Genomic DNA, 25,473 nt, shown 5'->3' on the forward strand with positions numbered 1-25,473 from the left:
GTGCCGGTCCGCGCCCGCCGCCGATGGCATGCCGCCGCGATGTCGCGTGCGATCTGCTTCTTCGCGCTGTGGATCGTGCTGATGCCGAGCGCGAAGCCGGTCGATCTCCTGTTCGGCGCGATCGCTACCACGCTTGCGACGATGGCGAGCCTGCGGCTGCTGGCGCCGCAGGCCGGGCACCTGCGGTTCGTTGCGCTGCTGTCGCTGGCGCCGCACTTCCTGTGGCAGTCGGTGCTCGCGGGTCTGGACGTGGCGCGTCGGGCGTTCTCTCCGCGCATGCCGATGGCCCCGGGTTTCGTCGAGTGCAAGCTCGACTTTCCGCGCGGCCTGACACGCAACACCTTCGCCGCGATCACCAGCCTGTTGCCCGGCTCGGTGCCCTGTGGCGAGACGCGCGACGGACTGGTCTATCACTGCCTCGACGTCCGGCTTCCGAACGTCGAACAACTGAAGCGCGAAGAGCATCTGTTTGCCCGCGCCCTGATCCCGGGCGATACGCCCGCGCAGGAGGATCGCGATGGCTGATTTCCTCTTCGCTGCGGCGGCATTCGTGCTGCTGGTCGTCGCCGCCGGCTTGATCCGCATCCTGCGCGGGCCCGGCGATGCGGAACGCATGATGGCGGCGCAGTTGCTCGGCAGCGGCGGCATCGCCGCGTTGCTGCTCAGTGCGTCGAACGGGGCGGCCGCGGTCACCGACGTGGCACTGATCCTCGCGCTGCTGGCGGCATTCGCATCAATCATGTTCGTCAAGGGCGCGCGCCCGGCGAGGCGGCCGTGAGCGCGCTGCTCGAACGCGTGCTCGATGCGTGGACCGTCGTCGCGGTGAGCGCGGGTGCGCTGTTCTTCCTCGCCGGGACCGTGGGCCTGCTGCGATTCCCGGATTCGCTCACGCGACTGCATGCGCTGACCAAGGCGGACAACCTCGGCCTTGGGCTGGTGGTGCTCGGCCTGGTGGCGCAGGCGGACAGCGTCGTCATGGGTGTCAAGCTCGTCCTGATCTGGGGCCTGCTGATGTGGGCGTCGGCGGCGGTCTCGCAGCTCATCGCGCGCACCGTGCACGAGGCGAAGCGGCCATGAACGGCGCGCCGACGCTGGCGTTGATCGCGCTGATCCTTGGTCTCGCGCTGTGGATCGTGCTTGCGCGTGAGACGTTCGCGGCGGTGGCCGGCTTCATCGCGTACGGCCTGCTGCTGACGCTGGCGTGGGTGGGATTGTCGGCGGTCGATGTGGCGATGACGGAAGCGGCCATCGGTGCGGGATTGACGGGCGCGCTGCTGATCGGCGCAGCATCGCGCCTCCGTGGCGGCGGCTATGCCGAGGTGCGGATGCGGCGCGGACTCGCGGTGCGCGTGCTGGCGATCGCCGCATCGATCGGGGTGACGGCGGTCCTGATCGTCTGCCTGCGCTTGTTGCCCGAACCGTCGCCCACGCTGGCGCCGCTCGTCGCCGAGCATCTGCCTGCGATCGGCGTCGGAAATCCGATCACCGCCGTGCTGCTGGCGTTCCGCGCGATGGACACGCTGCTGGAGGCGATCGTGCTGCTGTTCGCATTGATCGCGGTGTGGTCGCTCACGCCGGATGCGGCGTGGGGGCAGCCGCCGGACGTCTCGCACGATGCCGATCCGCAGGGCGTGCTGGCCTATGTCGCGCGCGTGCTGCCGCCCATCGGCATCGTGATCGCCGTGTACATCCTCTGGGTCGGTGCGGACGCACCGGGCGGCAAGTTCCAGGGCGCGACCATCCTGGCGTCGATGTGGCTGCTGGTCATGATGGCAGGCCTCACGCGCGCACCCCCGGTCAGCAGCATGGCGCTGCGCGCGTGGCTGGTCGCCGGGCCGCTGGTGTTCGTCGCCATCGGGCTGTATGGCGCGTGGATGGCGGGTGCATTCCTGGCGTATCCCGACGGCTTCGCGAAACCGCTCATCGTCGTCATCGAGATCGCGCTGATGCCGTCGCTCGCGGTCACGCTTGCGCTGCTGCTGGCCGGTGCGCCGCGAGATGCGGGGGCCGTCCGATGAACGAGATGTGGCTCGGCTACTGTGCCGCGGGGCTCATCGGCATCGGGCTGTACGGCCTGATCGTGAACCCGCAGCCGCTGCACAAGATCCTCGCGTTCAACATCATCGGCACCGGCGTGTTCCTGGTCTGCGCGGTCGTGGCGCGCCGTGGCGCGATGCCGGGCATGGGCGGCGATCCGGTGCCGCAGGCGTTGCTGATCACCGCGATAGTGGTGGCGTTTGCGGCATCGGCGCTCGCGGTCGCGCTGCTGATGCGCCTGTTCGAAGTCGAAGGACGCACGACGCTCGATGAAAACGACGATGCCCCGCGGACGGATCGCCATGGCCGCGGCGCGTGACATCCACGCGCGCGGAGGAGGGCGGCGGTGACGACCTCGGGCGGACTGTTGCTCGTGCTCGCCGTCTTGGCGCCGTTCGTCGCGGTCATGGCGGGGCTGGTATTGGGCGGACGCAATGCCGAACGCGTCGCGCTCACCGCCGTCGGCGCGGGGCTCGTGATCGCGTTCGAGATCGCGCGTGCGCTGCTCGCATCCGCCGAACCCGTGGTCTACCTGCTGGGCGGCTGGGCGCCGCCGCTCGGCGTCGCGCTGCGGGCGGACGGGCTGTCGGTGGTGATGATGCTCGCCGTCGGTGTCGTGATCGCCGGCGTCGCGGTCTATGCGCGTGGCGACTTTGGCACACCGATCGGCACGCGTGAAACGCGTGCATCGCTGACGTTCTGGTCGCTGCTGATGGCGGCGTGGGGAGCGTTGAACCTCGTCTTCGTCAGCGGCGACGTGTTCACGCTGTACGTCGCGCTGGAACTGCTGACCTTCGCCGGCGTGCCGCTGGTCTGTCTCGACGGACGTGGCGAGACGCTCCGCGCCGCGCTGCGCTACCTCGTGTTCGCGCTGCTCGGCTCGATGGTGTACCTGCTGGGCGTGTTCCTGCTCTACGGCGCGTACGGCACGCTGGACATCGCGATGCTGGGCGAACGCGTTGCCGCCAGTCCGCTCACGTGGAGCGCCGCCGCGCTGATGACAACAGGGCTGCTGGCGAAGACGGCGCTGTTTCCGCTGCACCTTTGGCTTCCGCCGGCGCATGCGGGCGCGCCTGCGGCGGCGAGCGCGGTGTTGTCGGCGCTTGTCATCAAGGGCTCGTGGTTCCTGGTGGTGCGACTGTGGCTCGATGTATTTCCGGGCATCGTCACGTGGTCGGCTGCGCAGTGGCTCGCCGGGCTCGGCGTCGCCGCGATCGTCACCGGCAACCTCGTCGCGTTGAAGCAGGTGCGGTTGAAGCTGTTGATCGCCTATTCGACGGTGGCCCAGATCGGCTACCTGTTCCTGATGTTTCCGCTGGCGGCCGGTGCACGCGCGGCGCACATGGACGACACCGCGGCCGTGACGGGCGGCATGCTGCAGGCGACTTCGCACGCCACGGCGAAGGCGGCGATGTTCATGGCGGCCGGGCTGATCTACACCACGCTCGGGCATGACCGCGTCGCGGAACTGCGCGGCGCCGCGAGCACGTTGCCGATGACGATCCTCGCCTTCGCGCTCGCGGGCGCGTCGCTCATCGGGCTGCCGCCGTCCGGGGGATTCCTCGCGAAGTGGCTGCTGACGTCGGCGGCGTTCTCGACCGCGCAGTGGTGGTGGGCGCTCGCAATGCTCATCGGCGGGCTGTTGACCAGCATCTACGTCTTCATTGTGGTGATGCACGCGCTGGCGCCGGCGGATGTTGGCTGGACGCCGAAACGCGCGGTGCCGGGCTATCAGCAGGGCGTGGTGCTTGCGCTGGCGTTGTGCTCGTTCCTGCTGGGCGCAGCCGCGTTGCTACCGCCCGACCTGATGCGCGTGGGACGTCCACACGCCGGATGGGTGGCGCCATGAACGCATGGATCGCCGCCGCGCTCGCGACGCCATTCGTACTGCTGCTTGCGTGCGTGTCCTCGCGGTTTCGTTCGCGCATGCCGGCGTTGCTGGCGTTGGCACCGTTGCCTGCATTGCTGGCGGCGCTGCTCGCTTCGCATGACGTGCCGCTGCGCATCGGCTCGGCACGTTTCGCGCTGGTGTTCGCGCTGGATGTGCCAGGCGCGATGCTGCTGGGCGCCGCGGCCTTGTTGTGGATCGTCGTCGGCGTGCATGCGCGCCGTTATCTGCTCGGCAGGCCCCACGCTGGCGCGTTCGTGGTCGCCTGGCTGATGACGCTGACCGGATGCGTCGGTGTGTTCGTCGCGGCCGACGTGGTCGGCTTCTACTTCCTGCTGGCGGTGCTCAGCGTCGGCGCGGCCGGGCTGGTGCTGCAAGGGCAGGGCGCGCAGGCGCTGCGTGCCGGTGCGATCTACCTTGGCGTTGCGTTGTTCGCCGAGGCGTTCCTCCTTGCGGGCCTGATCCTCGCCGTGCAGGCGTCTCCCTCGGAGAGCCTGCTGATCGCCGACGTCGCAACGACGCTGGCGTCATCGGAGTCGCGCGGCGCGGCGTTGACGCTCCTCATCGTCGGGCTGGGCATCAAGGCCGGCCTGGTGCCGTTCCACTTCTGGATGCCGCTGGCGTACGGCGCCGCGCCGGTGCCCGCCGCCGCCGTGCTGAGCGGCGCCGTGGTGAAGGCCAGCCTGCTGGCGATGGTGCGCCTGCTTCCCTTCGACACCGCACTGCCGGAATTCGGCCTGCCGCTCGCATGCGTCGGGATGTTCGGCGCGTTGTACGGCGTCGCGATCGGCATCACGCGGTCGAACGCGAACCTCGTGCTCGCGTATTCCAGCGTCAGCCAGATGGGGTTCGTCATGGCGATCGTCGGCATGGGGCTGGCGACGGGCAACGCCGCCACACCGCTGATCGCCGCGTTCTATGCCGTGCACCACCTGCTGGTGAAGGGCACGCTGTTCCTCTGCGTCGATGCCGTCCCGGCGACGCGCGCACGTGCCGTGCTCGTGCCGGCGGGCGTCATCGCGCTCGGCCTCGCCGGCCTGCCGCTCACCGGCGGCTTCGTCGCCAAGTACGCAGCGAAGGACATCTTCGGCGAGGGTGCGTTCGCGACGCTGGCGGTCGCGTCGTCGGTGGCAACGGCGTGGTTGATGTGCCATCTGCTGCGCAGGCTTGCCGTCGACGCGAATCTCTCCGCGCGGTTCTCGTGGACGTGGTTCGCGATGGCGTTCGCCTGCGTGTTCGTGCCGTGGTGGATCTACGTCGCCACGGCGATCGGCACGGCGTCGGCGTTGTTGGCGGCGCCGGTGTTGTGGTCGTCGCTGTGGCCGGTGCTGGCCGGTGGCGCGCTGGCGGTGGCAATGACGCGCACTGGCATCAGGTGGCCGGCGGTTCCCGCAGGCGACGTGGGCGCGATGCTCCGCGGTCTGGAGCGCGTCGCCGGCCGGATCGCGACGACCTTCCAGCAAGGCGATGTCGTCGCGCGGCGCTGGCACGTGGCGAGCGTGGCGCTGCTGCTGATCGCCGCGGCCTTCTACTGGACGCTGCGCGCGCCATGAACGCGATCCGCGCCATCGCAATGCCCCTTGTCCGGCGCGCCGCGGAGGTATCGACATGAGACTCCTCATCACCACGGTAGTGCTGGTATTCGCAGCCGGCTGCACGCTCGGTCCCGACTACGCACGTCCGACGATCGACGCACCCGGCGCCTGGCGCGTGCAGCCCGCAGAAGCGCAGGTCGTCGCGAATACCCGGTGGTGGACGTCGTTCAATGATCCGGTGCTGGACGATCTCATCGCGACCGCGCTCGCCGAGAACCTTGACGTGCGCATCGCCGCGGCGCGCGTCGAGCAGTTCCTCGGTGCGCTCACCGCCACGCGCTCGCGCTTCTTCCCGACGGTGGGGTACGACGTCGATGCCACCCGCGCGAAGGCGAGCCGGGTGGGGCAGCCGCCGATCCCGGCGGGCGGCGATCCGTACTTCACGCTCTACCAGGGTTCACTGGGCGCGACGTGGCAGATCGACCTGTTCGGCCGCGTGCGGCGCCTGAACGAAGCGGCGCAGGCGCGTGTGTATGCGAGCGAGCAGGCACGCCGGGGCGTGCTGCTCTCGCTGGTGACGAGCGTGGCGACCAGCTACATCACGCTGCGGCAACTGGACCGCCAGCTGGAAATCGCGAAAGCGACGGCCCACAACTTCGGCGAGACGGCGCGCATCTTCGACCTGCGGCACAAGGCGGGCGTCGTCTCGCAGACAGAGGTGTCGCAGGTGCAATCGCAGCACGAGCAGGCATTGGCGACGATCCCCGTGCTGGAGCAGCAGATCGCCGCCGTCGAGAACCTCATCTCGATCACGCTGGGACGAAACCCCGGTGCGATCCCGCGCGGGTTGACCATCGACCAGCTGGTTCCGCCGCGCATTCCGGCCGATCTGCCGTCTTCGTTGCTCGAGCGCAGGCCCGACATCCTGCAGGCCGAACAGAACCTCGTTGCGGCCAACGCGAACATCGGCGCCACGCGTGCGCTGTACTTCCCGGACCTCACGCTCACCGGCGCGCTGGGCTCGACGAGCACGTCGTTCGGCAACTTCCTCACCGGGCCGGCCAGCGCGTGGCTGGTCGGCGCCAACCTTGCGGGGCCGATCTTCACCTTCGGCGCGATCAAGGGGCAGGTGCGTTCGGCGGAGGCGCAGAAGGACGAAGCGGTACTTGTCTACCAGCAGACGATCCTCAACGCGTTCCGCGAGACGGACGATGCCATTACCGGCTCGATGAAGAAGGAGGAGGAACTGGCGCGGCAGGCGGCGCGCGTGACGGCGCTGCGCGAATCGGCGCGGCTGTCGCGGCTGAAGTTCGAGTACGGCATGGCGGGCTATGTCGAAGTGCTGATCGCCGACAACGAGCTGTTCGCCGCGGAGATCGCGCTCGTGCGCGTGCGTGCCGAACGCAACACGCAGATCGTGCAGGTCTACCGCGCGATGGGGGGCGGGTGGGTCGATGCGGTCGATCCGTCGCAGGCGACCGGCACCGCTTCGGACACGTCGACGGAGACGGAGGGCCTGCGACGGTGACGTCGCGGCCGCCGGCACGCAATGAACCCGCATGAGCCTTGATCCGCTGCCGCCTTGTCTGGTCCTCGCACGTCGCCCGGTTCGCCTGGCGCGTGTCGTGATTCTCGCCGTGTGCGCGGCCTGGCTGGTTGGCTGCGTGACGATCCCGCGCAATCCCGTGCCCGCGGACCAGACGCCGGTCGCGCTGATTCCCGGCATGCCCGACGCGCGCGCCTTCGCCGGGCGCCCCAATGCGTTGATGCAGCGCGATTTCGAACAGTCGATGGAGCAGGAATCGCGAGAGGACTTCCCACCGGATGCCGACGGCGCGGTGCGCTATCCGCATCTCGCGTTGTCGGGTGGTGGTGCCAACGGCGCGTTCGGCGCGGGCTTCCTCAACGGCTGGACGCGCACGGAGAAACGGCCGGTCTTCAAGATCGTCACGGGCGTCTCCACCGGTGCGCTGATGGCGCCGTTCGCGTTCCTGGGTTCGAAGTACGACGGCGCGCTCCATCGGTTCTATACGACGACGACCGCGCCCGACGTATTCACCGCCGGATCGCCGCTGATGGCACTGCTGCGTCGCGATTCGCTGGCGAGCACCGCGCCGCTGGAAGCGCTCATCGCGCGCCACATCGACCACGCGCTGCTGCGCGACGTCGCCGCGGCGCATCGTGGCGGAAGACGTTTGTACGTCGGTACCGTCGACCTCGACTCGCGCCGCTTCGTCGTGTGGAACATGGGATTGATCGCCACGTACGGCACGCCCGCCGGGGACGATCTGTTCCGCCGCGTGATGCTGGCATCGGCGGCGATCCCGCTGGTGTTTCCGCCGGTGATGTTCGAGGTCGAGGCGAACGGCAAACGCTACGACGAGATGCATGTCGACGGGTTCATCGGCGCCAACGTGTTCATGAACTCCGGCATCTTCAATCCGACGGAGATCTATCGTCGTGCGGGCCATTTCAGGGCGTACGAAGACACCTTCCTGGTCCACAACGGGCAGCTGCATCCGCGCCCGAAGCCGACGGAGCGCTCCATGCGCGGCATCGCGATGCGGGTCATCGAGACCGCCGGACGCGCGGGCATGGTCGGCGACCTGTTCCGCGAGTTCGCCATCGCGCAGCGCAACGGCGGCAACTTCCACTGGGTGACGATCCCGGAAGAGGTCGAAGTGCCTGATCCCATCCTCTTCGATCCGGCCGGGATGACCGCGCTGTACGACACCGGATACGCCGCCGCGCTGGCGGGCCCGCAATGGCTGACAAGCCCGCCGGGGATGCTGGTGCCGTCAACGCCCGCCGAGTGAGCGGGCGTTCGCGGCATGCACTCAGTGCATCGCGCGCACCGGCGTCTGCACGGCGTCGTGCGGCAGCGCCTGCACGCCCAGGCGCGAACCGTGCAGGCCGTACCACGCGATGTACGCGTAGCAGGCCAGCGGCAGGAAGAAGGCGGCCTGGATGCCGATGTGGTCGGCCAGCGCACCCTGCGCGAGCGGGATCACGGCGCCGCCGACGATCGCCATCACCAGCAGGCTCGAGGCCTTGCCGGTCAGCGGGCCCATGCCCTCGATGGCGGAGGTGAAGATCGTCGGGAACATGATCGAGTTGAACAGGCCGATCGCCAGCACGCTCCACAACGCGATGCTGCCCTTGCTGCCCATCGTGATGGCCAGCAGCACGGCCGCGACGACGGCGAACAGCGCCAGCAGCTTGCGCGCGTCGACCACGGTCATCAGCGCCGCGCCGATGAAGCGGCCGACCATCGCGCCGCCCCAGTACCAGACGAGGTAACGGCTCGCGGTGGCTTCGCTCAGCCCGCCGATGTCCGGCATCGCCATGTAGTTGATCAGGAAGCTGCCGATCGACACTTCGGCGCCGACGTACAGGAAGATCGCCAGCACGCCCCAGCGCAGGTGCGGACGACGCAGCGCCTCGGCGTAGGTGTGATGGCGGCCGTCGGCCGCGTCGGTGGCCTCGCGCAGCGGCGGGATGCGCAGCGCGAACACCAGCACGGCCATCAGCACCAACCCGGCGGCGAGCAGCACGTAGGGCACCTGCACCGACTGTGCCTGCGCCGTGCGGTAGGTCGCCAGCGCTTCGGGCGTCATCGCGGCGAGTTGCTCGGTGCCGAGCACGGCGCCGGACAGGATCAGCGGACCGATGAAAAACGGGAACACCGTCGTGCCCAGCGAGTTCAGTGCCTGGGCGAGGTTGAGCCGGCTGTGAGACGTCGCCGGGTTACCGAGCAGGCTGATATACGGGTTCGCGGCGACCTGCAGCAGCGTGATGCCGCTGGCGAGCACGAACAGCGCGGTGAGGAACACGCCGTACGAGGGCAGCTTCGCCGCGGGATAGAACAGCAGTGCGCCGACCGCCGCGGTGAGCAGGCCGATCACGATGCTCGGCTTGTACCCCAGCCGCGAGACGATCGAGCCCGACGGCAGCGACATGAGGAAATACGCGCCGAAGAACGTGAACTGGATGAGCATCGTCTGCGCGTAGTTCATGGCGAACACGGCCTTCAGATGCGGGATCAGCACGTCGTTGAGGCTGGTCATGCCGCCCCAGGCGAAGAAGATCAGGCTGACGATGGCGATCGCGGCCGGGTAGGACAGGTGGCGCTGCTGGTTCATGCGGGCTTTTCTCGGTCTTGTGCCGCTGCGGAAGGGGTTTCAGGGCGCCGCGGCGGGTGGCCGCTGCCGCCGGACGTACGTCATCACGTTGAGGAAAGTATCGACCCAATAGCGGTCGCGGTGGCGGGCCAGGTAGTCGAGCAGCTCCTCGTGCGCCTGCGCGCTGGTGGTGAGGTAGTCGCCGCCGACGCCATGGAAGGTGAAGTTCACCATCGTGCCACGCCGCCCGGCGTCCTCGACCATCGCGATCAGCTGTTTGCCGGTCAGTCCGGCCGGCGCGCCCACGGGGACCGCCGCGGGATCGAGCGTCGCCATGTCCGGCGTCACCGCGCCGCCACCGACCTTGATCGCCACGAAGTCGTCCTTCACCAGCGCGGCGTAGTCGCCGTCGCTCGCCTTCGACTCGCCGCAGGGCAGGGTGAGCGTGCGTCGGGGGCCGGCGCCGTCGATGGCGTCGAGCATGGTGTTCGCAAGCCGAACCTGATCGCGCATCTGCGCGGCGGTGGTGGTGTCGAGGTCGCGCTCCGGTGGCACCCAGTCGCGATCAGCGCCCGCACCGGAGCACTGGTGGAACAGCGTGTGGTTGCCGAGCTCGTGGCCGTTGCGTGCGGCGCTGCGCCAGTCGGCAAGGCGCGTCGCGATCGGCGGATTCGCCAGCGGCACGTAGAACGAGCCCTTGAAACCGTGGCGACCGAGCGCCGGAATCGCGATGTCGAGCTGCGAATCCAACGCATCGTCGTAGGCCAGGCTCACGGCCGCGCGTCGGCCTTCCGGCCACTGGAACGGGGGCGCCGCGTGCGCGCCGACGACGGGCAACGCCGCCAGCGCGAAGCAGAGCCACGACATCGCGACGCGTCCGGGCATCGGCTTACGGCGCCTGCCCGCAGTCGATCGCGCCGGCGCTCTTCGCCGCACCCGCGACCACCGCGATGCGCGTGAACGCCGCCGAGAACGGCGCATCGGCCGAGACGCTGAAGGGCATGTCCACGCCGCCGAGGTCCACCTTGCGCGCGACGAAACACTTCAGCGGCACGTTGATCGTGGCCTTCTTGCCGATGCCCGCGCGGGTGATGGCCTGCGTGATGTCGACGCTTCCGCTGCAGGTCTTTCCGCAGCCCATCGTCAGCGTGACGGGCGAAGTCGGTGCGACGTCGACGAGGACATCGAATTGCAGCGCGCCGTCGGCCGATGCCATCGCGTTGAGGTTGTTGTTGCCGGCGCTGCGCGAGAACACGCGCGCCGGTGCCAGCCACGTCACGCGCTTGGCATCCTGCTGGGTGTTGATCTGCGTGGTCGCCACGCGGATGGCCGGCTTGCCCTGCGGGAATTCGAGCGTGTCGTTGAGCGATGCGCCCAGCGCCTGCGCCGCGCCGCCGGCTTCCACGTACATCGCGAAGGGCACCGCGTCGCGCGTGTTGAACACCGGCATCGACGTCGCCGCACCGCAGGCATCCTGCTTCGGTTCCGGCAGCTTTCCGACCGTGCCGGGCGCCGCATACGAAAGGCCATGGCCGCGCGCGAACAGCGCCGGGCGCTTCGGATCGGGGCGATTCTCCGGGGCGGGGCAGGGCACGCCCGGCCACGAGAATGACAGCCGACCCTTGAAATCGTGGCGCGGCGTGCCGTCCTGCGAGGCGACCAGGACGTCCGCGATGCCGGCGCCTTCCGAACCCGGCAGCCAGCCGGCCACGAACGCATCGGACAGGTTGATCAGGTCGTTCGCGTACAGCGGGCGGCCCGACAGGAACACCGTCGTCACCGGCTTGCCGTACGCCTTCGCTGCGCGCAGCGCCGCGAGGTCTTCCGGATGGCGTCGGCTGTGCGCCATGTTCTCCGAACCGACGATGTCGCCGTTGGTTTCCGCATACGGCGTTTCGCCGATGACCGCGACGACGGCGTCGAAGGCGTTCCGGTCCGCGCCCGTGCCGTCTTCGTCGAACACCACGTTCTGCGCGCCCAGCGCTTCGCGAAGGCCGGTCAGCACGGTGTCGGCATTGCCGTAGTCGGCGTTGGTGTTGTCGGTGCCCTGCCAGGTCAACGACCAGCCGCCGGCCTGGTTCGCGAAGCTGTCGGCGCTCTTGCCGACCACCAGCACGCGCTGGCCCGGCTTGAGCGGCAACGCGCCGCGCTCGTTCTTCAGCAGCACCAGCGATTCGCGCACCGCCTGGCGGGCGAGGTCGCGGTGCACGGTCGCCGCGGCCTTTCCGGCGAACTGGCCGTCGGACGGTTTGCGATCGAACATACCGGCGCGCAGCTTCACGCGCAGGATGCGCGTCACGGCGTCGTCGATGCGCGCCATCGGGATCTCGCCGCCTTCGACCTGTCTGATCGTGTTGGCGATGAAGGCCTTCCAGTCGTCGGGCACCATCACCATGTCGATGCCGGCGTTGATCGCCTGCGGGCAACTCGCGTTCTCGCAGCCGGGCACCTGCGCGATGCCGTTCCAGTCCGACACGACGAAACCGTCGAAGCCCATCCTGTCCTTCAGCGCATTGGTGAGCAGCGCTTTGGAGCCGTGCATCTTGCCGTAGTCGACACCGCCAGCGACGTCGTTCCAGCTGTTGAACGACGCCATCACGGTCTGCACGCCGGCGCCGAGCGCACCGTAATAGCCCTGGCCGTGGACGTTCACCATTTCCAGCTTCGGGATGATCGCGTTGCCCTGGTCGCGGCCCTGGTCGGTCGCGCCATCGCCGATGTAGTGCTTGGCCGTGGCCACGACCGTGCCGTCGGCGCGCAGGTCGCCCTGCAGGCCGGCGATGTAGGCACCGGCGTATTCGCGTACGACGGCCGGATCGGACGAGAAGCTCTCGTAGCTGCGGCCCCAGCGCACGTCCTGCGCGACGGCCAGCGTCGGCGCGAACACCCAGTCGATGCCGGTGGCGCGCGTGGCCTGCGCCGTGGCTTCGCCGATGCGCCTGACCAGCGCGGCATCGTGCGCCGCGCCCAGTCCGATGTTGTGCGGGAACAGCGTGGCGCCGAAGACGTTGTTGTGGCCGTGCACGGCGTCGGTGCCCCAGATCACCGGGATCGGGGTGCGCGCTTTCATCGATGCCGCGTGGTAGCGGTCGGCGAGCTTCAGCCAGTCCTCCACCGTGGCACGCTTGTTCATGCCCGGCCACGAGCCGCCGCCGTTGAGCACCGAACCGATGTGGTAGCGCTGCACGTCCTCGGGCGTGATCGACTTGATCTCCGGCTGCGTCATCTGGCCGACCTTCTCGGCCAGTGTCATGCCTTTCAGGATCGTCGCGATGCGCGCTTCCAGTGCCTCGTCGCGTTTGACCGCGCTTTCGATGCGCGGCCAGTCCTGCAGTTGCGCCGGCGGTGCGGCGTTCGCGCCGAAGTGCGCCAGGCCCAGTCCCATCACCAACATGCCCGTTCCAACGAAGACTCTCGCCTGCACGATCTGCTCCCTGGCTGGATACCGCAGTGACGCAGGCCGCGATTCGCGCATTCGACGCGCCGACGGCCGGCGGTTGACAGCGCTGTCAATACAAGGCGAGGCTGGTGAAGTCAATCGTCGTCGCCGTGACGTGGTGCATTCGGCGATCAAGCGCCCATTCCGCCGCGCATGCCTGCGCAACGGCTGTTGCGACGCAGCACGATGATGCGCACGAAAGTTGTCGATGGCGCGAGTTTGTCGGCGTGACCATCGGGTTGCAGGACGGTTCTGGCACCATTCGCAGCGGTTGGACGACCAGGGAGCGTGCAATGCGTGTTCGGATCGAGGATGTGGCGGAAGCCGCCGGCGTGTCGATGAAGACCGTTTCGCGCGTGCTCAACAACGAGCCCAACGTGCGCGAGGAGATGCGCGCGCGCGTGATGAAGGCGATGGACAAGCTGCAGTACAAGCCCAATCCGTCGGCGCGCAGCCTGGCGGCGCAGCGTTCGTACAGCGTGGCGCTGGTCTACAACAACCCGTCGCGCAACTACATGATGGAAGTCCAGAACGGCATGCTCGAAGCGTGCCTCGCGAACCACTACAACCTGTTCCTGGCGCCTGTGAGCGTGGGCCGCGAACGCGTGGCCGACATGCAGGGGCTGTTCCGGAACTTCGGTCCCGATGGCGTGGTGCTCATCCCGCCGCTTACCGACGACACGCAGCTGATCAGCGTGCTGGAGCAGAAAGGCGTGCCCTTCGCCTGCATCGCACCGAAGAACGCCGCCGGCCGGATCGGCGTGGCGATGGACGAGACATCCGCCGTGCTGGACATGATGGCGCGCCTGATCGATCTGGGGCACACGCGTATCGGCCACATCAAGGGCGCGGCCAGGCACGGCGCCTGCCAGTGGCGTTTCGACGGCTATCGCGAGGCCCTGAAGCGCGCCGGCATCCGGTTCGACCCCGAGCTGGTGGTGCAGGGCGCGTTCTCGTACGAATCCGGCTGTGCGGGCGCGCAGCAACTCCTGGAGCTGGCCTCGCCGCCGACGGCGATCTTCGCCGCCAACGACGACATGGCGGCCGGCGTCATTCGCATCGCGGCCGAACGCGGACTGTCGGTGCCGCGCGATCTTTCGGTGTGCGGCTTCGACGACACGCCGATCTCGCGACACATCTATCCCGCGCTGACCACCATCCGGCAGCCCACGTCGGAGATGGGGCGGCTGGCGACGCTGGAGCTGCTCGCGCGGATCAAATCGCCGGGAGCAGGACGGATGTTGCGCGTCGATCACGCGGTGCTCATGCGCGAGTCGACGCAGGCTCCGCGGCGTCGCTGATTTTCTTTGCGACAGGAATGTTAGCGCTCTCATTCTGCGCGCCGATGGCGTGAAGTCGCTGCGCTGCAACATCGAAATACGCTGGAAAACAAGACTCCGCGCACACTCGACGGGCGTCTTCACGGTCAGAGTTGACAGCGCTGTCAACCCGAGGTTCCAATCGGCCCGCACTTACTTTGCGGGCCTGTGTGGCGACACGCCTGCATCTTCTACGTCGTGAATTCTGGGAGGAGTTTCGATGAAGCAGTTGCGTGTCGCCCCCAAGCGAACACTGTTGACGTCCGCATTGCTGCTGGCACTGAGCCAGCCGCTTTACGCGCAGACCGCGCCCGCCGCCGAAGCGGGACAACGCACCGCCTCGGCGGACGAGGATGCCCGCACGCTCGACGCCGTCGTCGTGCAAGGCATCCGCGGGAGCCTGACCGGCTCGATGAACCTGAAACGCGACTCGCAGGGCGTCGTGGATGGCATCGTGGCCGAGGAAATCGGCAAGTTCCCCGATACCAACCTCGCCGAATCGCTGCAGCGCATCAGCGGCGTGTCGATCGACCGCACGCTGGGCGAAGGCTCGAAGGTGACGGTGCGCGGCATCGGGCCGGACTACAACATGGTGCTGCTCAACGGCCGGCAGATGCCGACCTCGGGCAACGCCAACGGCGCGGGCGTGTCGAACTCGCGCGCGTTCGACTTCGCCAACCTGGCGTCGGAGGCGATCTCCAGCGTCGAGGTCTACAAGACCAGCCGCGCCGACGTTCCGCCCGGCGGCATCGGCGCGACGATCAACATCCGCACGGCACGGCCGCTCGAGTCGGAGCCGGTCATCAACGTCGGCCTGAAGGCGGTGCACGACACCTCCAACGGCAACCTGCCCAAGTCACTGCAGGGCCACGACATCACGCCGGAGATCTCCGGCATCTTCAGCCAGCGCTATGCCGACGGCACGTTCGGCGTCGCGCTGACGGGCAGCTACCAGGAACGCGACTTCGGCTTCAGCCAGGCCGCCGTTCCGAATGGCTGGCGTCCGTTCCGCGGCGACGAGAACAACTGGGGCACGATCCCGCAGCCGGGCACGCCGGGTTCGGAGAACATCACCAACCGTCCGGGCCCGACCGACATCTATTCGGTCCCGCAGAACCTCAACTACAGCGTCAACGGCGTGCAGCGCCAGCGCACCAACGGCCAGCTGACGCTGCAGTGGGCGCCGGCAGACAACATCACCACGACGCTGGATTACACCTACGCCGAGAACAAGATCCAGCAGCAGCGCAACGAGCTGTCGGTGTGGTTCAACTTCGGCCCGTCGGTGACGTCCTGGACCGACGGCCCGGTCGCGGCGCCGATCTACTACTCCGAGATCATCAACCCGGCGACGTCCGACATCTCGATGGGCGGCATGCGCCTGGCGAACGTCAACAAGAACGAATCGCTGGGCTTCAACGTCGACTGGCAGGTGTCCGACGCGCTCGACCTGCAGCTGGACTACCACAGCTCGTCGGCCGAGACGAAGCCGGACAGCCCCTGGGGTTCGGCCGGCGTGCTCGGCGTGGCGGCGTTCGTGCGCGGCACGACGTCGGTGGATTTCAGCGGCGAGTTCCCGGTGGTGAACATCGCGTTGCCGCCGGGCGTGGCGGGCGTGGATCCGTCGCAGGCGCTGGTCACCGGTTCGGTGTTCCAGAACGCGTACTCCAAGTCCGAGATCGACCAGACGCAGCTGAAGGGCCGTTGGGAGTTCGGCGAGTACTCCGGCCTGGACTTCGGCGCGTCCTACACCGACGTCGACAACCGCACCGCGTACGGCTTCATGCAGCGCGATACATGGGGTGGCGTCGGCACGCCGGCGGACTACGACGACGACATCTGGTTCGCCGACAGCATGGGCCAGTACTTCGACCAGTTCGGTGGGCACAACTCGTCGAACTTCACCGACCGTTTCCTGCTGTTCGATTTCGACCGCCTGCGCAACCGCGCGGCCGAACTGACCGGGCGCCCGGACTGGTACCGCGCGCCGGACGAATTCAGCCGCGACCTGCGCACCAACGAGAAGTCCAGCGGCGCGTACCTGCAGTACACGACGAAGTTCGACTGGGAAATGCCGCTGAACGTGGCCGTCGGCGTGCGCTACGAGAAGACGGAAGTCACCTCGTCGGCGCTGGTGCCGGTGGCGACCGGCATCACCTGGCAGTCGGCGAACGAGCTCAACCTGATCTTCGCCGACCCGGCCTTCGCGACGCTGAAGGGCGATTACGACTACTGGCTGCCCAACCTCGACCTCAACCTGGAGATCACTGACGCGGTAATCCTGCGCGGCAGCTACAGCCAGACCATCGGCCGGCCGGGCTGGGCGGACATCCAGGGCGGACGCACGCTCGAGCAGATCGTGCGCGTGGACGGCGGCACCGGCACGCAGGGCGATCCCACGCTCAAGCCGCTGGTGTCGGACAACTTCGACCTGTCGCTGGAGTGGTACTACGGCGAGTCGAGCTACGTGTCGGCCGGCTGGTTCCGCAAGGACATCAAGAACTACATCGGCACCACGCAGATCATCGACGTGGGCGGCAGCGACGGCGCCACGCCGTTCAACCTGCACACGCCGGTGGGTGGCGCGTACTGGAACGCGGCGCTGGCGGGCGGCTGCATCCAGGCCGACGTGACCTGCATCCGCAACTACATCTTCGCCAACTTCAACGGCCAGCCGGGCGTGACGGCGACGGGGCAGGACGCGAACGGCAACTTCACCGGTACGATCAACGGGCTCGCCAGCGATCCGCTGGCATCGTTCAAGATCACCTCGCCGGCGAACCGCGAGGACTCGTCGCTGGACGGCTGGGAGTTCAACATCCAGCACATGTTCGGGCAGAGCGGCTTCGGCGTCTCGGCGAACTACACCATCGTCGACAGTCCGGACCTCAGCTACGACAACTACGTCATCGGCGGGCAGTTCGCGCTGGTGGGCCTGAGCGATTCGGCGAACCTGGTGCTGTTCTACGAGAAGGACGCCTGGCAGATCCGTACCGCCTACAACTGGCGCGACCAGTTCCTGTCGGCGGTGTTTGACGGATCGGGCATCCCGAACCCGCAGTACGTGGACGATTACGGGCAGCTGGACATCAGCATCGGCTACAAGATCAACGACCAGATGACGGTGCAGTTCGAAGGCCTGAACCTCACCGACGAGACGATGCGAATCTTCGGTCGCCACGAGAACGAAGTGCTGTACGCGACGCAGTACGGGCCCCGCTACGTGCTGGGTTTCCGCTACAACTTCTGACGTCGCGGTCGGGCAGTGTCGCGCGGCCATCCGGTCGCGCGGCCAGGGAGCGGGCCGCCGCGCCACCGGCGGCCCGCTGTCTGGCCGGATGTGAGGCAGGATGCAAGGATGGGCGGGAGGGCGCAGCGTCGCCGAATCCCGCGAAGTTCGACCAAGAGGACGCAATGCCCAACCACGCAGCGCTCAACAACGTCGAACACCGCGATTTGCGGATCGACACCCGCCGCCTGGCGGCGCTCGGCGACGACGTGATGTGCGCGGCGACCTTTCCCGCGGAATTCCGCAACGTGCAGTCGCATTACCCGATCGTGTTCCGCCGCACGGGCGAGGGCGCGTTCCAGCCGGTCGCGCTGTTCGGATTCAGCGAAGGCGACAACCTGTTCCTCGACGGCGGCCATTGGGACGCCACGTACATTCCGCTCGCCATCGAGCGCCAGCCGTTCCTGATCGGCCGCGACGGCGAAGCGCTCACCGTGCACGTCGACCTCGACCACCCGCGCACGAAGGCGGGGCAGGGCGAAGCGCTCTTCCGCGAACACGGCGGCACCACGGATTACCTCGAGCGCGTCACCTCGGTCCTGCTGGCGTTGCATGATGGCCTCGCGTCGGTGCCGGCATTCGTCGACGCGCTGCAGAAACATGGCCTGCTGGAATCGTTCGTGATCGATATCGAACTGCCCGGCGGTGCCGTCAACCGCTTCGGCGGATTCCATACGATCCATGAAGAACGCCTGCGTGCGCTCGATGCGGCCGCGCTGGACGAACTGCAGCGCGCCGGCTTCCTCGAGCCGATCTACATGGCCATCGCGTCGGTGTCGCAGTTCCGCGCGCTCATCGAGCGACTCAACCGGCGCCATGCTGCCGGGCGCTAGCCCCATCGCCGAACGTGCGGACGTCGACGTTCGCGCGATCCCGGACGCGCTGCTCGCGTCCGGCGAACCCGTCGTGCTGCGCGGACTGGTCGCGGACTGGCCGATGGTGCGCGCGGCGCGCGACTCGGCCGAAGCGGCCGTCGCCTACCTGCGTACGTTCGAACGGCGCGACGCTCCGCCGGTGGTCGCGACGGTAGGCCCGCCCGAGATCGGCGGCCGGTTCTTCTACAACGACGACCTGAGCGGTTTCAATTTCCGCCAGGAGAACGTGCCGCTGGGCGTGGTGCTCAACACGCTGCTGAAGTACGCGACGGAAGAACGCCCGCCCGCGATCTACGTCGCCTCCACGACCATCGACACGTGGCTGCCCGGTTTCCGCGCGCACAACGACATTCCGTTCGGCCCGCGCGAACCGCTGGCGAGCGTGTGGATCGGCAATCGCACGCGAATCGCCGCGCACCAGGACGTTCCGGACAACCTGGCCTGCGTCGTCGCGGGGCGTCGCCGCGTCACGCTGTTTCCGCCCGACCAGTTACCCAATCTGTACGTCGGGCCGCTCGACCACACGCCGGCCGGGCAGCCGATCAGCCTCGTCGATTTCGCCGCACCGGACCTGCAGAAATACCCGCGTTTCGCCGAAGCCTGTCGCCATGCGCGCACGGCGCTGCTGGAGCCGGGCGACGCGGTGCTCATTCCCAGCATGTGGTGGCACCACATGGAAGGGCTGGACGCGTTCAACGTGCTGGTCAACTACTGGTGGCGGCAGTCGCCGGCGTGGATGGATACCCCGATGAACGCGCTGATGCTCGCGATCATGACCGTGCGCGACCTGCCGCCGGCGCAGCGCGCGATCTGGGACGACATCTTCCGCCATTACGTCTTCGCGCCCGGCGATGCCACCGCCGATCACATTCCCGACGATGCCCGGCGCGTGCTCGCGCCGATGGACGAAGCGCGTGCGCGCTCGCTGCGCGCCCGCCTGCTGCAACGACTCAACCGCTGAGGATTCCGCATGAGCGAGACCGACATCCGCACCCGTCCCATCCGACGCGTCGTCATCGCCGGCGGAGGCACCGCGGGCTGGATGGCCGCGGCGGCGCTGTCGCGCACGCTGGGCAAGGTGCTCGACATCACGCTGGTGGAGTCGGAGGAAATCGGCACCGTGGGCGTGGGCGAGGCGACGATCCCGACGCTGGTGACGTTCCACCGGCTGCTCGAGATCAACGAGCAGGAATACATGTCGGCGGTGAAGGGCACCATCAAGCTCGGCATCTCGTTCGAGAACTGGCTCGACAAGGGCCATCGCTACATCCACTCCTTTGGCGTCAGCGGCAAGGACCACTGGTCGGCGGGCTTCCAGCATTTCTGGCTGCGCGGGCAAAAGCTCGGCATCGCCAGCGGCTACGAGGATTACTGCGTCGAACTGAAGGCGGCGCTGCAGGACAAGTTCGCGCACCTGCCGCGCGGCGGCATCAACTACGCGTACCACATGGACGCGAGCCTCTACGCGCGCTACCTGCGCACGCTCAGCCAGGGCCATGGCGCGCGTCGCGTGGAAGGCAAGATTGTCGAAGTCGTGAAGGACGAAGCATCGGGTTTCGTCACCGCGGTGAAACTGGCCGACGGCTCGATGCTGGAAGGCGATCTGTTCATCGACTGCACGGGCTTTCGCGCCCTGCTCATCGGGCAAGCGCTGGGCGTGGGGTTCACCGACTGGTCGCACTGGCTGTTCAACGACAGCGCGCTGGCGACGCAGACCACCGCCGTTCGCGACGCCGTGCCGTACACGCGTGCGATCGCCGGCAGCGCCGGCTGGCAGTGGCGCATTCCGTTGCAGCACCGCATGGGCAACGGCATCGTCTATTCCAGCCGTTTCATGAGCGATGACGAGGCGCGGCACGACTTCCTGTCCAGCATCGAAGGCGAGGTGATCAAGGATCCGTGGCCGATCCGCTTCAAGCCCGGCCAGCGGCAGAAGTCGTGGGAAAAGAACGTCGTCGCGCTCGGGCTGGCCGGCAGCTTCATCGAGCCGCTGGAGTCGACCACGATCCACCTCATCCAGCGCGGCATCGTGCACCTGCTGCGAATGTTCCCGCAGGTCATCGCGCAGCCGGACATCGACCAGTACAACGCGCAGCTCGATTCGGAACTGGCACACGTGCGCGACTTCGTCGTGATGCACTACAAGCTCACCAACCGCCGTGACACGCCGTACTGGCAGGCGGTGCAGGACATGGAGATGCCGGCCACGCTGAAGCACCGCATCGACCTGTTCCGCGAAACCGGCAAGGTCTTCCGCAGCTCGGAGGAACTGTTCGCCGAGAATTCGTGGATCCAGGTGATGATGGGGCAGGGCGTGATGCCGCAGCAGTACCACCCCACGGCCGACGTCATGAGCGAGCCGGACCTGCGGCGCTTCCTCGATGACATCCGCGCGCACGTGGACAACACCGTGCGCCAGCTGCCGCCGCACCAGGCCTACATCGACCAGTATTGCCCGGGCGTGCGCGCACCGGAGCCGGCCGCCGCGGGCTGAGCACGCATGGGCGCGCTGCGGAAGGCCGGCGCCGTCCCGATCCGCCACGGTCATGTCGCACGCGCGGCGGCGTGGTTGCTGGCGGCCTTCAGTGCGTTCGCGACGACGCCGTCGATGGCGGGCGGTTTCCTTCGCGCCGACGGCACGCGCATCGTCGATGAGCGCGGCGAGCCGGTGATCCTGCGCGGCGTCGGCCTCGGTGGCTGGATGCTGCAGGAAGGCTACATGCTGGAGATGCCCGGCGCGGGCACCCAGCGTTCGATCCGCGCGCGCATCGTTGATCTCATCGGCGAAGCGAAGGCCGAGGCGTTCTACCAGGCCTGGCGCGACAACCGCGTCACCAAGGCCGACATCGACGCGCTGGCCGCGTGGGGCTTCAACCACGTACGACTGCCCATGCATTACGCGCTGTACACCGCGCCCGTGTCGGAAGAGCCGGTGCCGGGGCAGCAGACGTGGCGCGAGGAAGGCTTCCGCCGCACCGACGAACTGCTGTCGTGGCTGAAGGCCAACGGCATGACCGTCGTGCTCGACCTGCACGCCGCGCCGGGCGGGCAGGGCAACGACGTCAACATCGCCGATCGCGATCCCGCTGCGCCATCGCTGTGGGACGACGGCGCGAACCGCGACAAGATGGTCGCGCTGTGGCGTCGCCTGGCCGAACGTTACAAGGACGAACCGGCTGTCGCCGCGTACGACATCCTCAACGAGCCGAACTGGGGCTTCCACGACGCGGCCGACCGCAACGGCTGCAAGGAATCCGGCAACGCGCCGCTGCGCGAACTGCTGCAGCGGACCACGCGCGCGATCCGCGAAGTCGACACACGCCACATCGTCATCATCGAAGGCAACTGCTGGGGCAACAATTACCGCGGCGTGCTCGACGAGGGCCCTTGGGACGACAACCTCGTCGTCAGCTTCCACAAATACTGGAACGGCACGGGGCGCGACAGCATCGCGGAGCTGCTGGCGCTGCGCGATCGCTGGAAGTTGCCGCTGTACTTGGGCGAAACCGGCGAGAACTCGAACGACTGGTACGCGCGAACGGTGGCGCTCGCGGAAGGCGAGGGCATCGGCTGGGCCGCCTGGCCGCTGAAGAAGATCCGCTACAACAATCCGCTGCAAATCGAGCCCAATCCGGCCTACGCCCGACTGCTCGCGTACTGGGCAGGTAACGGCAAGCGACCGACCGCAGATGAGGCGGAGCACGCACTCATGACGCTGGCCACGCGCGATATCCGCTTCGAATACAACCTTGTCCATCCCGATGTCGTCGATGCCTGGCTGCGTGCGCCGCATGCGGACCGTGCGGTTCCATTCCGCGACCATCGCATCGCCCACGACGGCGGCATCGTGGCCGCCGTGGATTTCGACATGGGGCGCGACGGCGTCGCGTATCACGACACGAATTCCGCGAACGAGAGCGGAAAGCCGCGCGTCGACTGGAACCCCGGCAAGGGCTATCGCAATGATGGCGTCGACCTCGCACGCGACGCGAGCGGCTGGCGCGTCGTCGACATGCAGCCCGGCGAATGGATGCAGTACACGATTGCGGTCGATCGCGCCGGCACGTATGGGCTGGATCTCGACGGTCGCGGCACGGTGAGGCTCCGTGTCAACGGCACGACGCCGGTCGATCTCCGCGTCGGCGAACCGGTCGACATCCCGCTGCTTGCAGGTCGCAACACGCTCGTCGTCGAGGCGCTGGTTCCCGACATGGAGCTTCGCGCCCTGCATTTCTCCGCACCGTCCAGGTAGGGCGCTCGCGTTTGCGGATCGCCTGAGACCGGAAAGGGGGCGGCATCGGGACCAGATCTCCCGCGAACGTCGCGTCAATGGGACGTATTCGCCGTGTGATAAGGTCTGCGTCCATTTCCCAGGGGTGTACCGGATGAACCTGCACGAGCTGTTTCTGACCGAGAAGGACGCGATCCGGTCGGGCTGGATCCAGGAGTTGCAGCGGGTCTCCGGCAACCTTGCCGGCCGGGTCAGCCAGGCCGACCTGATGAAGCGTGCCGACGAGATGAGCGGCCTGCTGGTGCAGGCGCTCCAGTCGTCCGGCGGCAACACCGTCGACACCGTGGACTTCACGATCCTGGACCGCTTCTTCGACGAGTTCGCCCGCGACCGCGTCGAGCAGGGCTTCAATTCGGAAGAGACAGCGACGTTCGTCTTCACCCTGAAGCGCCCGTTGTTCGAGCGCATCCAGGCCCGCACGGCGGGTGATGCACAGGCCATGGCGCAGCTGTCGTGGGACGCGACCGAGCTGGTCGATCGCCTCGGCCTGCGTGCGGTGAGCGCGTTCCAGCGCATGCGCGAGGCGGTGATCGAGCGCCAGCAGCACGAGCTGCTCGAGCTGTCCACGCCGGTGGTCAAGCTGTGGAAGGACGTCCTGGCGCTGCCGATCATCGGCACGCTGGACAGCAACCGCACCCAGATCATGATGGAGACGCTGCTCACGCGCATCGCGGAAACCGAAGCGGCCATCGCGATCATCGACATCACCGGCGTGCCGACGGTCGACACGCTGGTCGCGCAGCACCTCATCAAGACGGTCACCGCGATCCGGCTGATGGGCGCGGACTGCATCATCAGCGGCGTTCGCCCGCAGATCGCGCAGACCATCGTCCACCTGGGCGTGGACCTGGGCGAGGTGACCACCAAGGCGAACCTCGCCGACGCGCTGGCGCTGGCACTGAAGCGCACCGGCGTGCGCGTGGTGTCGGGCGGCGAGGCCGCCTGACCATGGAGCGGATCCCGATCCTCCGCATGGGGGACCTGCTGCTCGTGACGATTCAGGTCGATCTCCACGACCAGGTCGCGATGCAGTTGCAGAACGACCTCACCAACGAGATCGAACGCATCAACGCCAAGGGCGTGGTGATCGACATCTCCGCGCTGGAGATGGTCGATTCCTTCATCGGTCGCCTCATCGCCGACACCTCGTCGATGGCCCGCGTGCTGGATGCCGAGACGGTCGTGGTCGGCATGCGCCCGGCGGTGGCGATCACGCTGGTCGAGCTGGGCGTCGCGATGCCGGGCGTGCGCACCGCGCTCAATGTCGAGAAGGGCATGGCGTTGCTGATGCAGTCGCGGCGGGAGGACTGACCCGGTGACGTCCGGAACGATGCCGCTCCGCAGCGAACAGGACATCGTGTCCGCGCGCCAGGCCGTGCGGAAATGGTGCGTGGAGCTCGGCTTCTCGCTGGTGGACCAGACCAAGATGGTCACCGCCGCGAGCGAGCTCGCGCGCAACACGCTGATTTACGGCGGTGGTGGCGAGATGCAGTGGTCGCACGGTGCGCAGGCCGCCCGCCGCACCCTGACGCTCACCTTTGCCGACGAAGGTCCGGGCATCCCCGACCTCGATCTCGCGCTGACCGATCGCTGGACGTCCGGGAACGGACTCGGGCTCGGCCTGTCCGGCGCCAAGCGTCTGGTCCAGGAATTCAACATCGATACCCGACCCGGAGCCGGCACGCGCGTCACCATCAGCCGATGGAAATGATCCGCGACGGCGGCCTCTGGCGTCACACGGAAATCGACGACGCCACGCAGGTCGGGGCCGCGCGCCGGCAGGTGGCGCTGGCCTGCGCCGACGCCGGCGTTGCCGACGAGCTGACCGGCAAGGCGCTGATCGTGGCGGTCGAGCTGGCGACGAACCTGCACAAGCACGCGCGCCGCGGCGCGTTGTTCGTGAAGGCGGCGTCGGCGAACACAATCGACCTGGTGTCGGTCGATCACGGCCCCGGCATGGACCTGCAGCAATGCTTCGTCGACGGGTTCTCGACCAGCCACACCAACGGCACCGGCCTGGGCGCGGTGCGTCGGCTGTCGGCGGCGTTCGACGCGTATACCGATCCGTCTGGCAGTGTCGTGTTCGCGCGCGTGGGCGTCGTCCCGGCGGGGCTGGAATACGGATCGCTGGCCGTTGCGATCCGCGGCGAATCGGTCAGCGGCGACCAGTGGGCGCTGCGCGCGGACGAGGGCGGCTGGACGCTGGTGATGGCCGACGGCCTCGGCCACGGCCCGCAGGCGCACGAGGCCTCGGCGTTCGTCGGCCCGATCGCAGACATCGACACCGCGCCTTCGCTGCAGCTGCAGCGGGCGAACGACCTCAGTCGCGGAACGCGCGGCAGCGCCGCCGCCGCTTTGCGTTGCCGGACCGCGCAGGCCGCGCTCGACTATGCGTCGGTCGGCAACCTGCACTGCGTGGTGCAGCGGCGCGAGCAGGCGCAGGTCCTGCCCGGCCAGAACGGCACCGTCGGCGGCGCGTTCCCCGCGGTGAAGCAGCAGCAGGTCGCGGTCGAACCGCGGGGACTGGTCGTCGTGCACACTGACGGCCTGAGCGGGCGCTGGTCGCTGGATCGTTACCCCGGCCTTCGCATCCGGCACCCGCAGGTCGTCTGCGGCGTGTTGTTCCGCGACTGCAATCGACACCGCGACGACGCCACGGTCGTCGCCATCCGGAGTTGA

Annotated in this window: 22 protein-coding genes; 19 read left to right on the forward strand and 3 right to left on the reverse strand. The window is 68.1% G+C overall.

From position 1 onward, the window contains the following. Genes DX912_RS08960 through DX912_RS09000 form a run of 9 tightly spaced genes read left to right on the forward strand, consistent with a single transcriptional unit; the run spans position 1 to position 8,276 of the window. Entirely contained in the window at positions 1-525 is a 525-nt protein-coding gene (locus DX912_RS08960) for a Na+/H+ antiporter subunit E (protein ID WP_220340781.1), read from the forward strand. Next, positions 518-778: a monovalent cation/H+ antiporter complex subunit F gene (locus tag DX912_RS08965; RefSeq protein ID WP_115842165.1), complete on the forward strand. Its 261-nt coding sequence runs from the start codon at positions 518-520 to the stop codon at positions 776-778. The genes DX912_RS08960 and DX912_RS08965 overlap by 8 nt, the downstream gene beginning before the upstream one ends. Beyond that, the gene (locus DX912_RS08970) at positions 775-1,077 is read left to right on the forward strand and encodes a cation:proton antiporter (RefSeq protein WP_220340782.1); all 303 of its coding nucleotides are present in this window, start codon (positions 775-777) and stop codon (positions 1,075-1,077) included. The genes DX912_RS08965 and DX912_RS08970 overlap by 4 nt, the downstream gene beginning before the upstream one ends. Then, positions 1,074-2,018, forward strand: a complete 945-nt coding sequence (locus DX912_RS08975) for a hydrogenase subunit MbhD domain-containing protein (protein WP_115842166.1) — start codon at positions 1,074-1,076, stop codon at positions 2,016-2,018. The genes DX912_RS08970 and DX912_RS08975 overlap by 4 nt, the downstream gene beginning before the upstream one ends. Beyond that, on the forward strand, positions 2,015-2,356 hold the full coding sequence (locus tag DX912_RS08980) for an NADH-quinone oxidoreductase subunit K (protein WP_115842167.1): 342 nt from the start codon (positions 2,015-2,017) through the stop codon (positions 2,354-2,356). Before DX912_RS08975 ends, DX912_RS08980 begins: the two co-directional genes overlap by 4 nt. 27 nt (positions 2,357-2,383) lie before the next feature. Beyond that, entirely contained in the window at positions 2,384-3,886 is a 1,503-nt protein-coding gene (locus tag DX912_RS08985) for a complex I subunit 5 family protein (protein ID WP_220340783.1), read from the forward strand. Further along, the gene (locus tag DX912_RS08990) at positions 3,883-5,478 is read left to right on the forward strand and encodes a proton-conducting transporter transmembrane domain-containing protein (RefSeq protein ID WP_181902771.1); all 1,596 of its coding nucleotides are present in this window, start codon (positions 3,883-3,885) and stop codon (positions 5,476-5,478) included. Before DX912_RS08985 ends, DX912_RS08990 begins: the two co-directional genes overlap by 4 nt. A 55-nt stretch (positions 5,479-5,533) precedes the next feature. Beyond that, positions 5,534-6,988: an efflux transporter outer membrane subunit gene (locus tag DX912_RS08995; protein ID WP_115842169.1), complete on the forward strand. Its 1,455-nt coding sequence runs from the start codon at positions 5,534-5,536 to the stop codon at positions 6,986-6,988. Positions 6,989-7,019: 31 nt separating this feature from the next. Next, positions 7,020-8,276 carry a patatin-like phospholipase family protein gene (locus DX912_RS09000; RefSeq protein ID WP_115842170.1) on the forward strand — a complete coding sequence of 419 codons (1,257 nt, stop codon included), beginning with the start codon at positions 7,020-7,022 and terminating at the stop codon, positions 8,274-8,276. A gap of 21 nt (positions 8,277-8,297) precedes the next feature. Here the strand turns inward: DX912_RS09000 and DX912_RS09005 are convergent, their stop codons facing one another. The 3 genes from DX912_RS09005 to DX912_RS09015 are packed head-to-tail and all read right to left on the reverse strand — an operon-like array spanning position 8,298 to position 12,975. Next, entirely contained in the window at positions 8,298-9,602 is a 1,305-nt protein-coding gene (locus DX912_RS09005; RefSeq protein WP_115842171.1) for a sugar MFS transporter, read from the reverse strand. A gap of 39 nt (positions 9,603-9,641) precedes the next feature. Further along, positions 9,642-10,466, reverse strand: a complete 825-nt coding sequence (locus tag DX912_RS09010; protein ID WP_115842172.1) for a polysaccharide deacetylase family protein — start codon at positions 10,464-10,466, stop codon at positions 9,642-9,644. A 4-nt stretch (positions 10,467-10,470) separates the two neighbouring features. Next, entirely contained in the window at positions 10,471-12,975 is a 2,505-nt protein-coding gene (locus tag DX912_RS09015; RefSeq protein WP_115842173.1) for a glycoside hydrolase family 3 protein, read from the reverse strand. A gap of 338 nt (positions 12,976-13,313) precedes the next feature. On the opposite strand from DX912_RS09015, the gene DX912_RS09020 reads away from it, so the two are divergent. From DX912_RS09020 to DX912_RS09065, 10 genes are all read left to right on the forward strand, one after another. Beyond that, entirely contained in the window at positions 13,314-14,321 is a 1,008-nt protein-coding gene (locus DX912_RS09020) for a LacI family DNA-binding transcriptional regulator (protein WP_115842174.1), read from the forward strand. Between the two features lie 238 nt (positions 14,322-14,559). After that, positions 14,560-17,589 carry a TonB-dependent receptor gene (locus tag DX912_RS09025; protein WP_115842175.1) on the forward strand — a complete coding sequence of 1,010 codons (3,030 nt, stop codon included), beginning with the start codon at positions 14,560-14,562 and terminating at the stop codon, positions 17,587-17,589. Between the two features lie 164 nt (positions 17,590-17,753). Then, positions 17,754-18,461 (forward strand): SapC family protein, encoded by a 708-nt coding sequence (locus DX912_RS09030; RefSeq protein ID WP_115842176.1) that lies wholly within the window; start codon positions 17,754-17,756, stop codon positions 18,459-18,461. After that, entirely contained in the window at positions 18,445-19,464 is a 1,020-nt protein-coding gene (locus DX912_RS09035) for a cupin-like domain-containing protein (protein WP_115842177.1), read from the forward strand. Before DX912_RS09030 ends, DX912_RS09035 begins: the two co-directional genes overlap by 17 nt. 9 nt (positions 19,465-19,473) lie before the next feature. Further along, on the forward strand, positions 19,474-20,997 hold the full coding sequence (locus DX912_RS09040; RefSeq protein ID WP_115842178.1) for a tryptophan halogenase family protein: 1,524 nt from the start codon (positions 19,474-19,476) through the stop codon (positions 20,995-20,997). Between the two features lie 6 nt (positions 20,998-21,003). Next, complete coding sequence (locus DX912_RS09045; RefSeq protein ID WP_115842179.1) at positions 21,004-22,755, forward strand: cellulase family glycosylhydrolase; 1,752 nt, start codon at positions 21,004-21,006, stop codon at positions 22,753-22,755. Positions 22,756-22,888: 133 nt separating this feature from the next. Beyond that, positions 22,889-23,740: an STAS domain-containing protein gene (locus tag DX912_RS09050; RefSeq protein ID WP_115842180.1), complete on the forward strand. Its 852-nt coding sequence runs from the start codon at positions 22,889-22,891 to the stop codon at positions 23,738-23,740. A 2-nt stretch (positions 23,741-23,742) separates the two neighbouring features. Beyond that, positions 23,743-24,105, forward strand: coding sequence for an STAS domain-containing protein (locus tag DX912_RS09055; protein ID WP_115842181.1), 363 nt, complete (start codon positions 23,743-23,745; stop codon positions 24,103-24,105). Positions 24,106-24,109: 4 nt separating this feature from the next. Next, entirely contained in the window at positions 24,110-24,505 is a 396-nt protein-coding gene (locus DX912_RS09060; protein ID WP_181902772.1) for an anti-sigma regulatory factor, read from the forward strand. Further along, a complete protein-coding gene (locus tag DX912_RS09065) occupies positions 24,496-25,473 on the forward strand; it encodes a SpoIIE family protein phosphatase (protein WP_115842183.1) in 978 nt (325 codons plus the stop codon). The genes DX912_RS09060 and DX912_RS09065 overlap by 10 nt, the downstream gene beginning before the upstream one ends.

It is taken from the genome of Lysobacter soli, from assembly GCF_003382285.1.
Lineage (GTDB): Bacteria > Pseudomonadota > Gammaproteobacteria > Xanthomonadales > Xanthomonadaceae > Lysobacter_J > Lysobacter_J soli.

What these genes read in the sequence shown, in the direction of transcription:
- DX912_RS08965 (WP_115842165.1), top strand. Translation starts at nt 518, where the DNA reads ATGGCTGATTTCCTCTTCGCTGCGGCGGCATTCGTGCTGCTGGTCGTC.
- DX912_RS08975 (WP_115842166.1), top strand. Translation starts at nt 1,074, where the DNA reads ATGAACGGCGCGCCGACGCTGGCGTTGATCGCGCTGATCCTTGGTCTC.
- DX912_RS08980 (WP_115842167.1), top strand. Translation starts at nt 2,015, where the DNA reads ATGAACGAGATGTGGCTCGGCTACTGTGCCGCGGGGCTCATCGGCATC.
- DX912_RS08990 (WP_181902771.1), top strand. Translation starts at nt 3,883, where the DNA reads ATGAACGCATGGATCGCCGCCGCGCTCGCGACGCCATTCGTACTGCTG.
- DX912_RS08995 (WP_115842169.1), top strand. Translation starts at nt 5,534, where the DNA reads ATGAGACTCCTCATCACCACGGTAGTGCTGGTATTCGCAGCCGGCTGC.
- DX912_RS09000 (WP_115842170.1), top strand. Translation starts at nt 7,020, where the DNA reads ATGAGCCTTGATCCGCTGCCGCCTTGTCTGGTCCTCGCACGTCGCCCG.
- DX912_RS09005 (WP_115842171.1), bottom strand. Translation starts at nt 9,602, where the DNA reads ATGAACCAGCAGCGCCACCTGTCCTACCCGGCCGCGATCGCCATCGTC.
- DX912_RS09010 (WP_115842172.1), bottom strand. Translation starts at nt 10,466, where the DNA reads ATGCCCGGACGCGTCGCGATGTCGTGGCTCTGCTTCGCGCTGGCGGCG.
- DX912_RS09015 (WP_115842173.1), bottom strand. Translation starts at nt 12,975, where the DNA reads ATGTTGGTGATGGGACTGGGCCTGGCGCACTTCGGCGCGAACGCCGCA.
- DX912_RS09020 (WP_115842174.1), top strand. Translation starts at nt 13,314, where the DNA reads ATGCGTGTTCGGATCGAGGATGTGGCGGAAGCCGCCGGCGTGTCGATG.
- DX912_RS09025 (WP_115842175.1), top strand. Translation starts at nt 14,560, where the DNA reads ATGAAGCAGTTGCGTGTCGCCCCCAAGCGAACACTGTTGACGTCCGCA.
- DX912_RS09030 (WP_115842176.1), top strand. Translation starts at nt 17,754, where the DNA reads ATGCCCAACCACGCAGCGCTCAACAACGTCGAACACCGCGATTTGCGG.
- DX912_RS09035 (WP_115842177.1), top strand. Translation starts at nt 18,445, where the DNA reads ATGCTGCCGGGCGCTAGCCCCATCGCCGAACGTGCGGACGTCGACGTT.
- DX912_RS09040 (WP_115842178.1), top strand. Translation starts at nt 19,474, where the DNA reads ATGAGCGAGACCGACATCCGCACCCGTCCCATCCGACGCGTCGTCATC.
- DX912_RS09045 (WP_115842179.1), top strand. Translation starts at nt 21,004, where the DNA reads ATGGGCGCGCTGCGGAAGGCCGGCGCCGTCCCGATCCGCCACGGTCAT.
- DX912_RS09050 (WP_115842180.1), top strand. Translation starts at nt 22,889, where the DNA reads ATGAACCTGCACGAGCTGTTTCTGACCGAGAAGGACGCGATCCGGTCG.
- DX912_RS09055 (WP_115842181.1), top strand. Translation starts at nt 23,743, where the DNA reads ATGGAGCGGATCCCGATCCTCCGCATGGGGGACCTGCTGCTCGTGACG.
- DX912_RS09065 (WP_115842183.1), top strand. Translation starts at nt 24,496, where the DNA reads ATGGAAATGATCCGCGACGGCGGCCTCTGGCGTCACACGGAAATCGAC.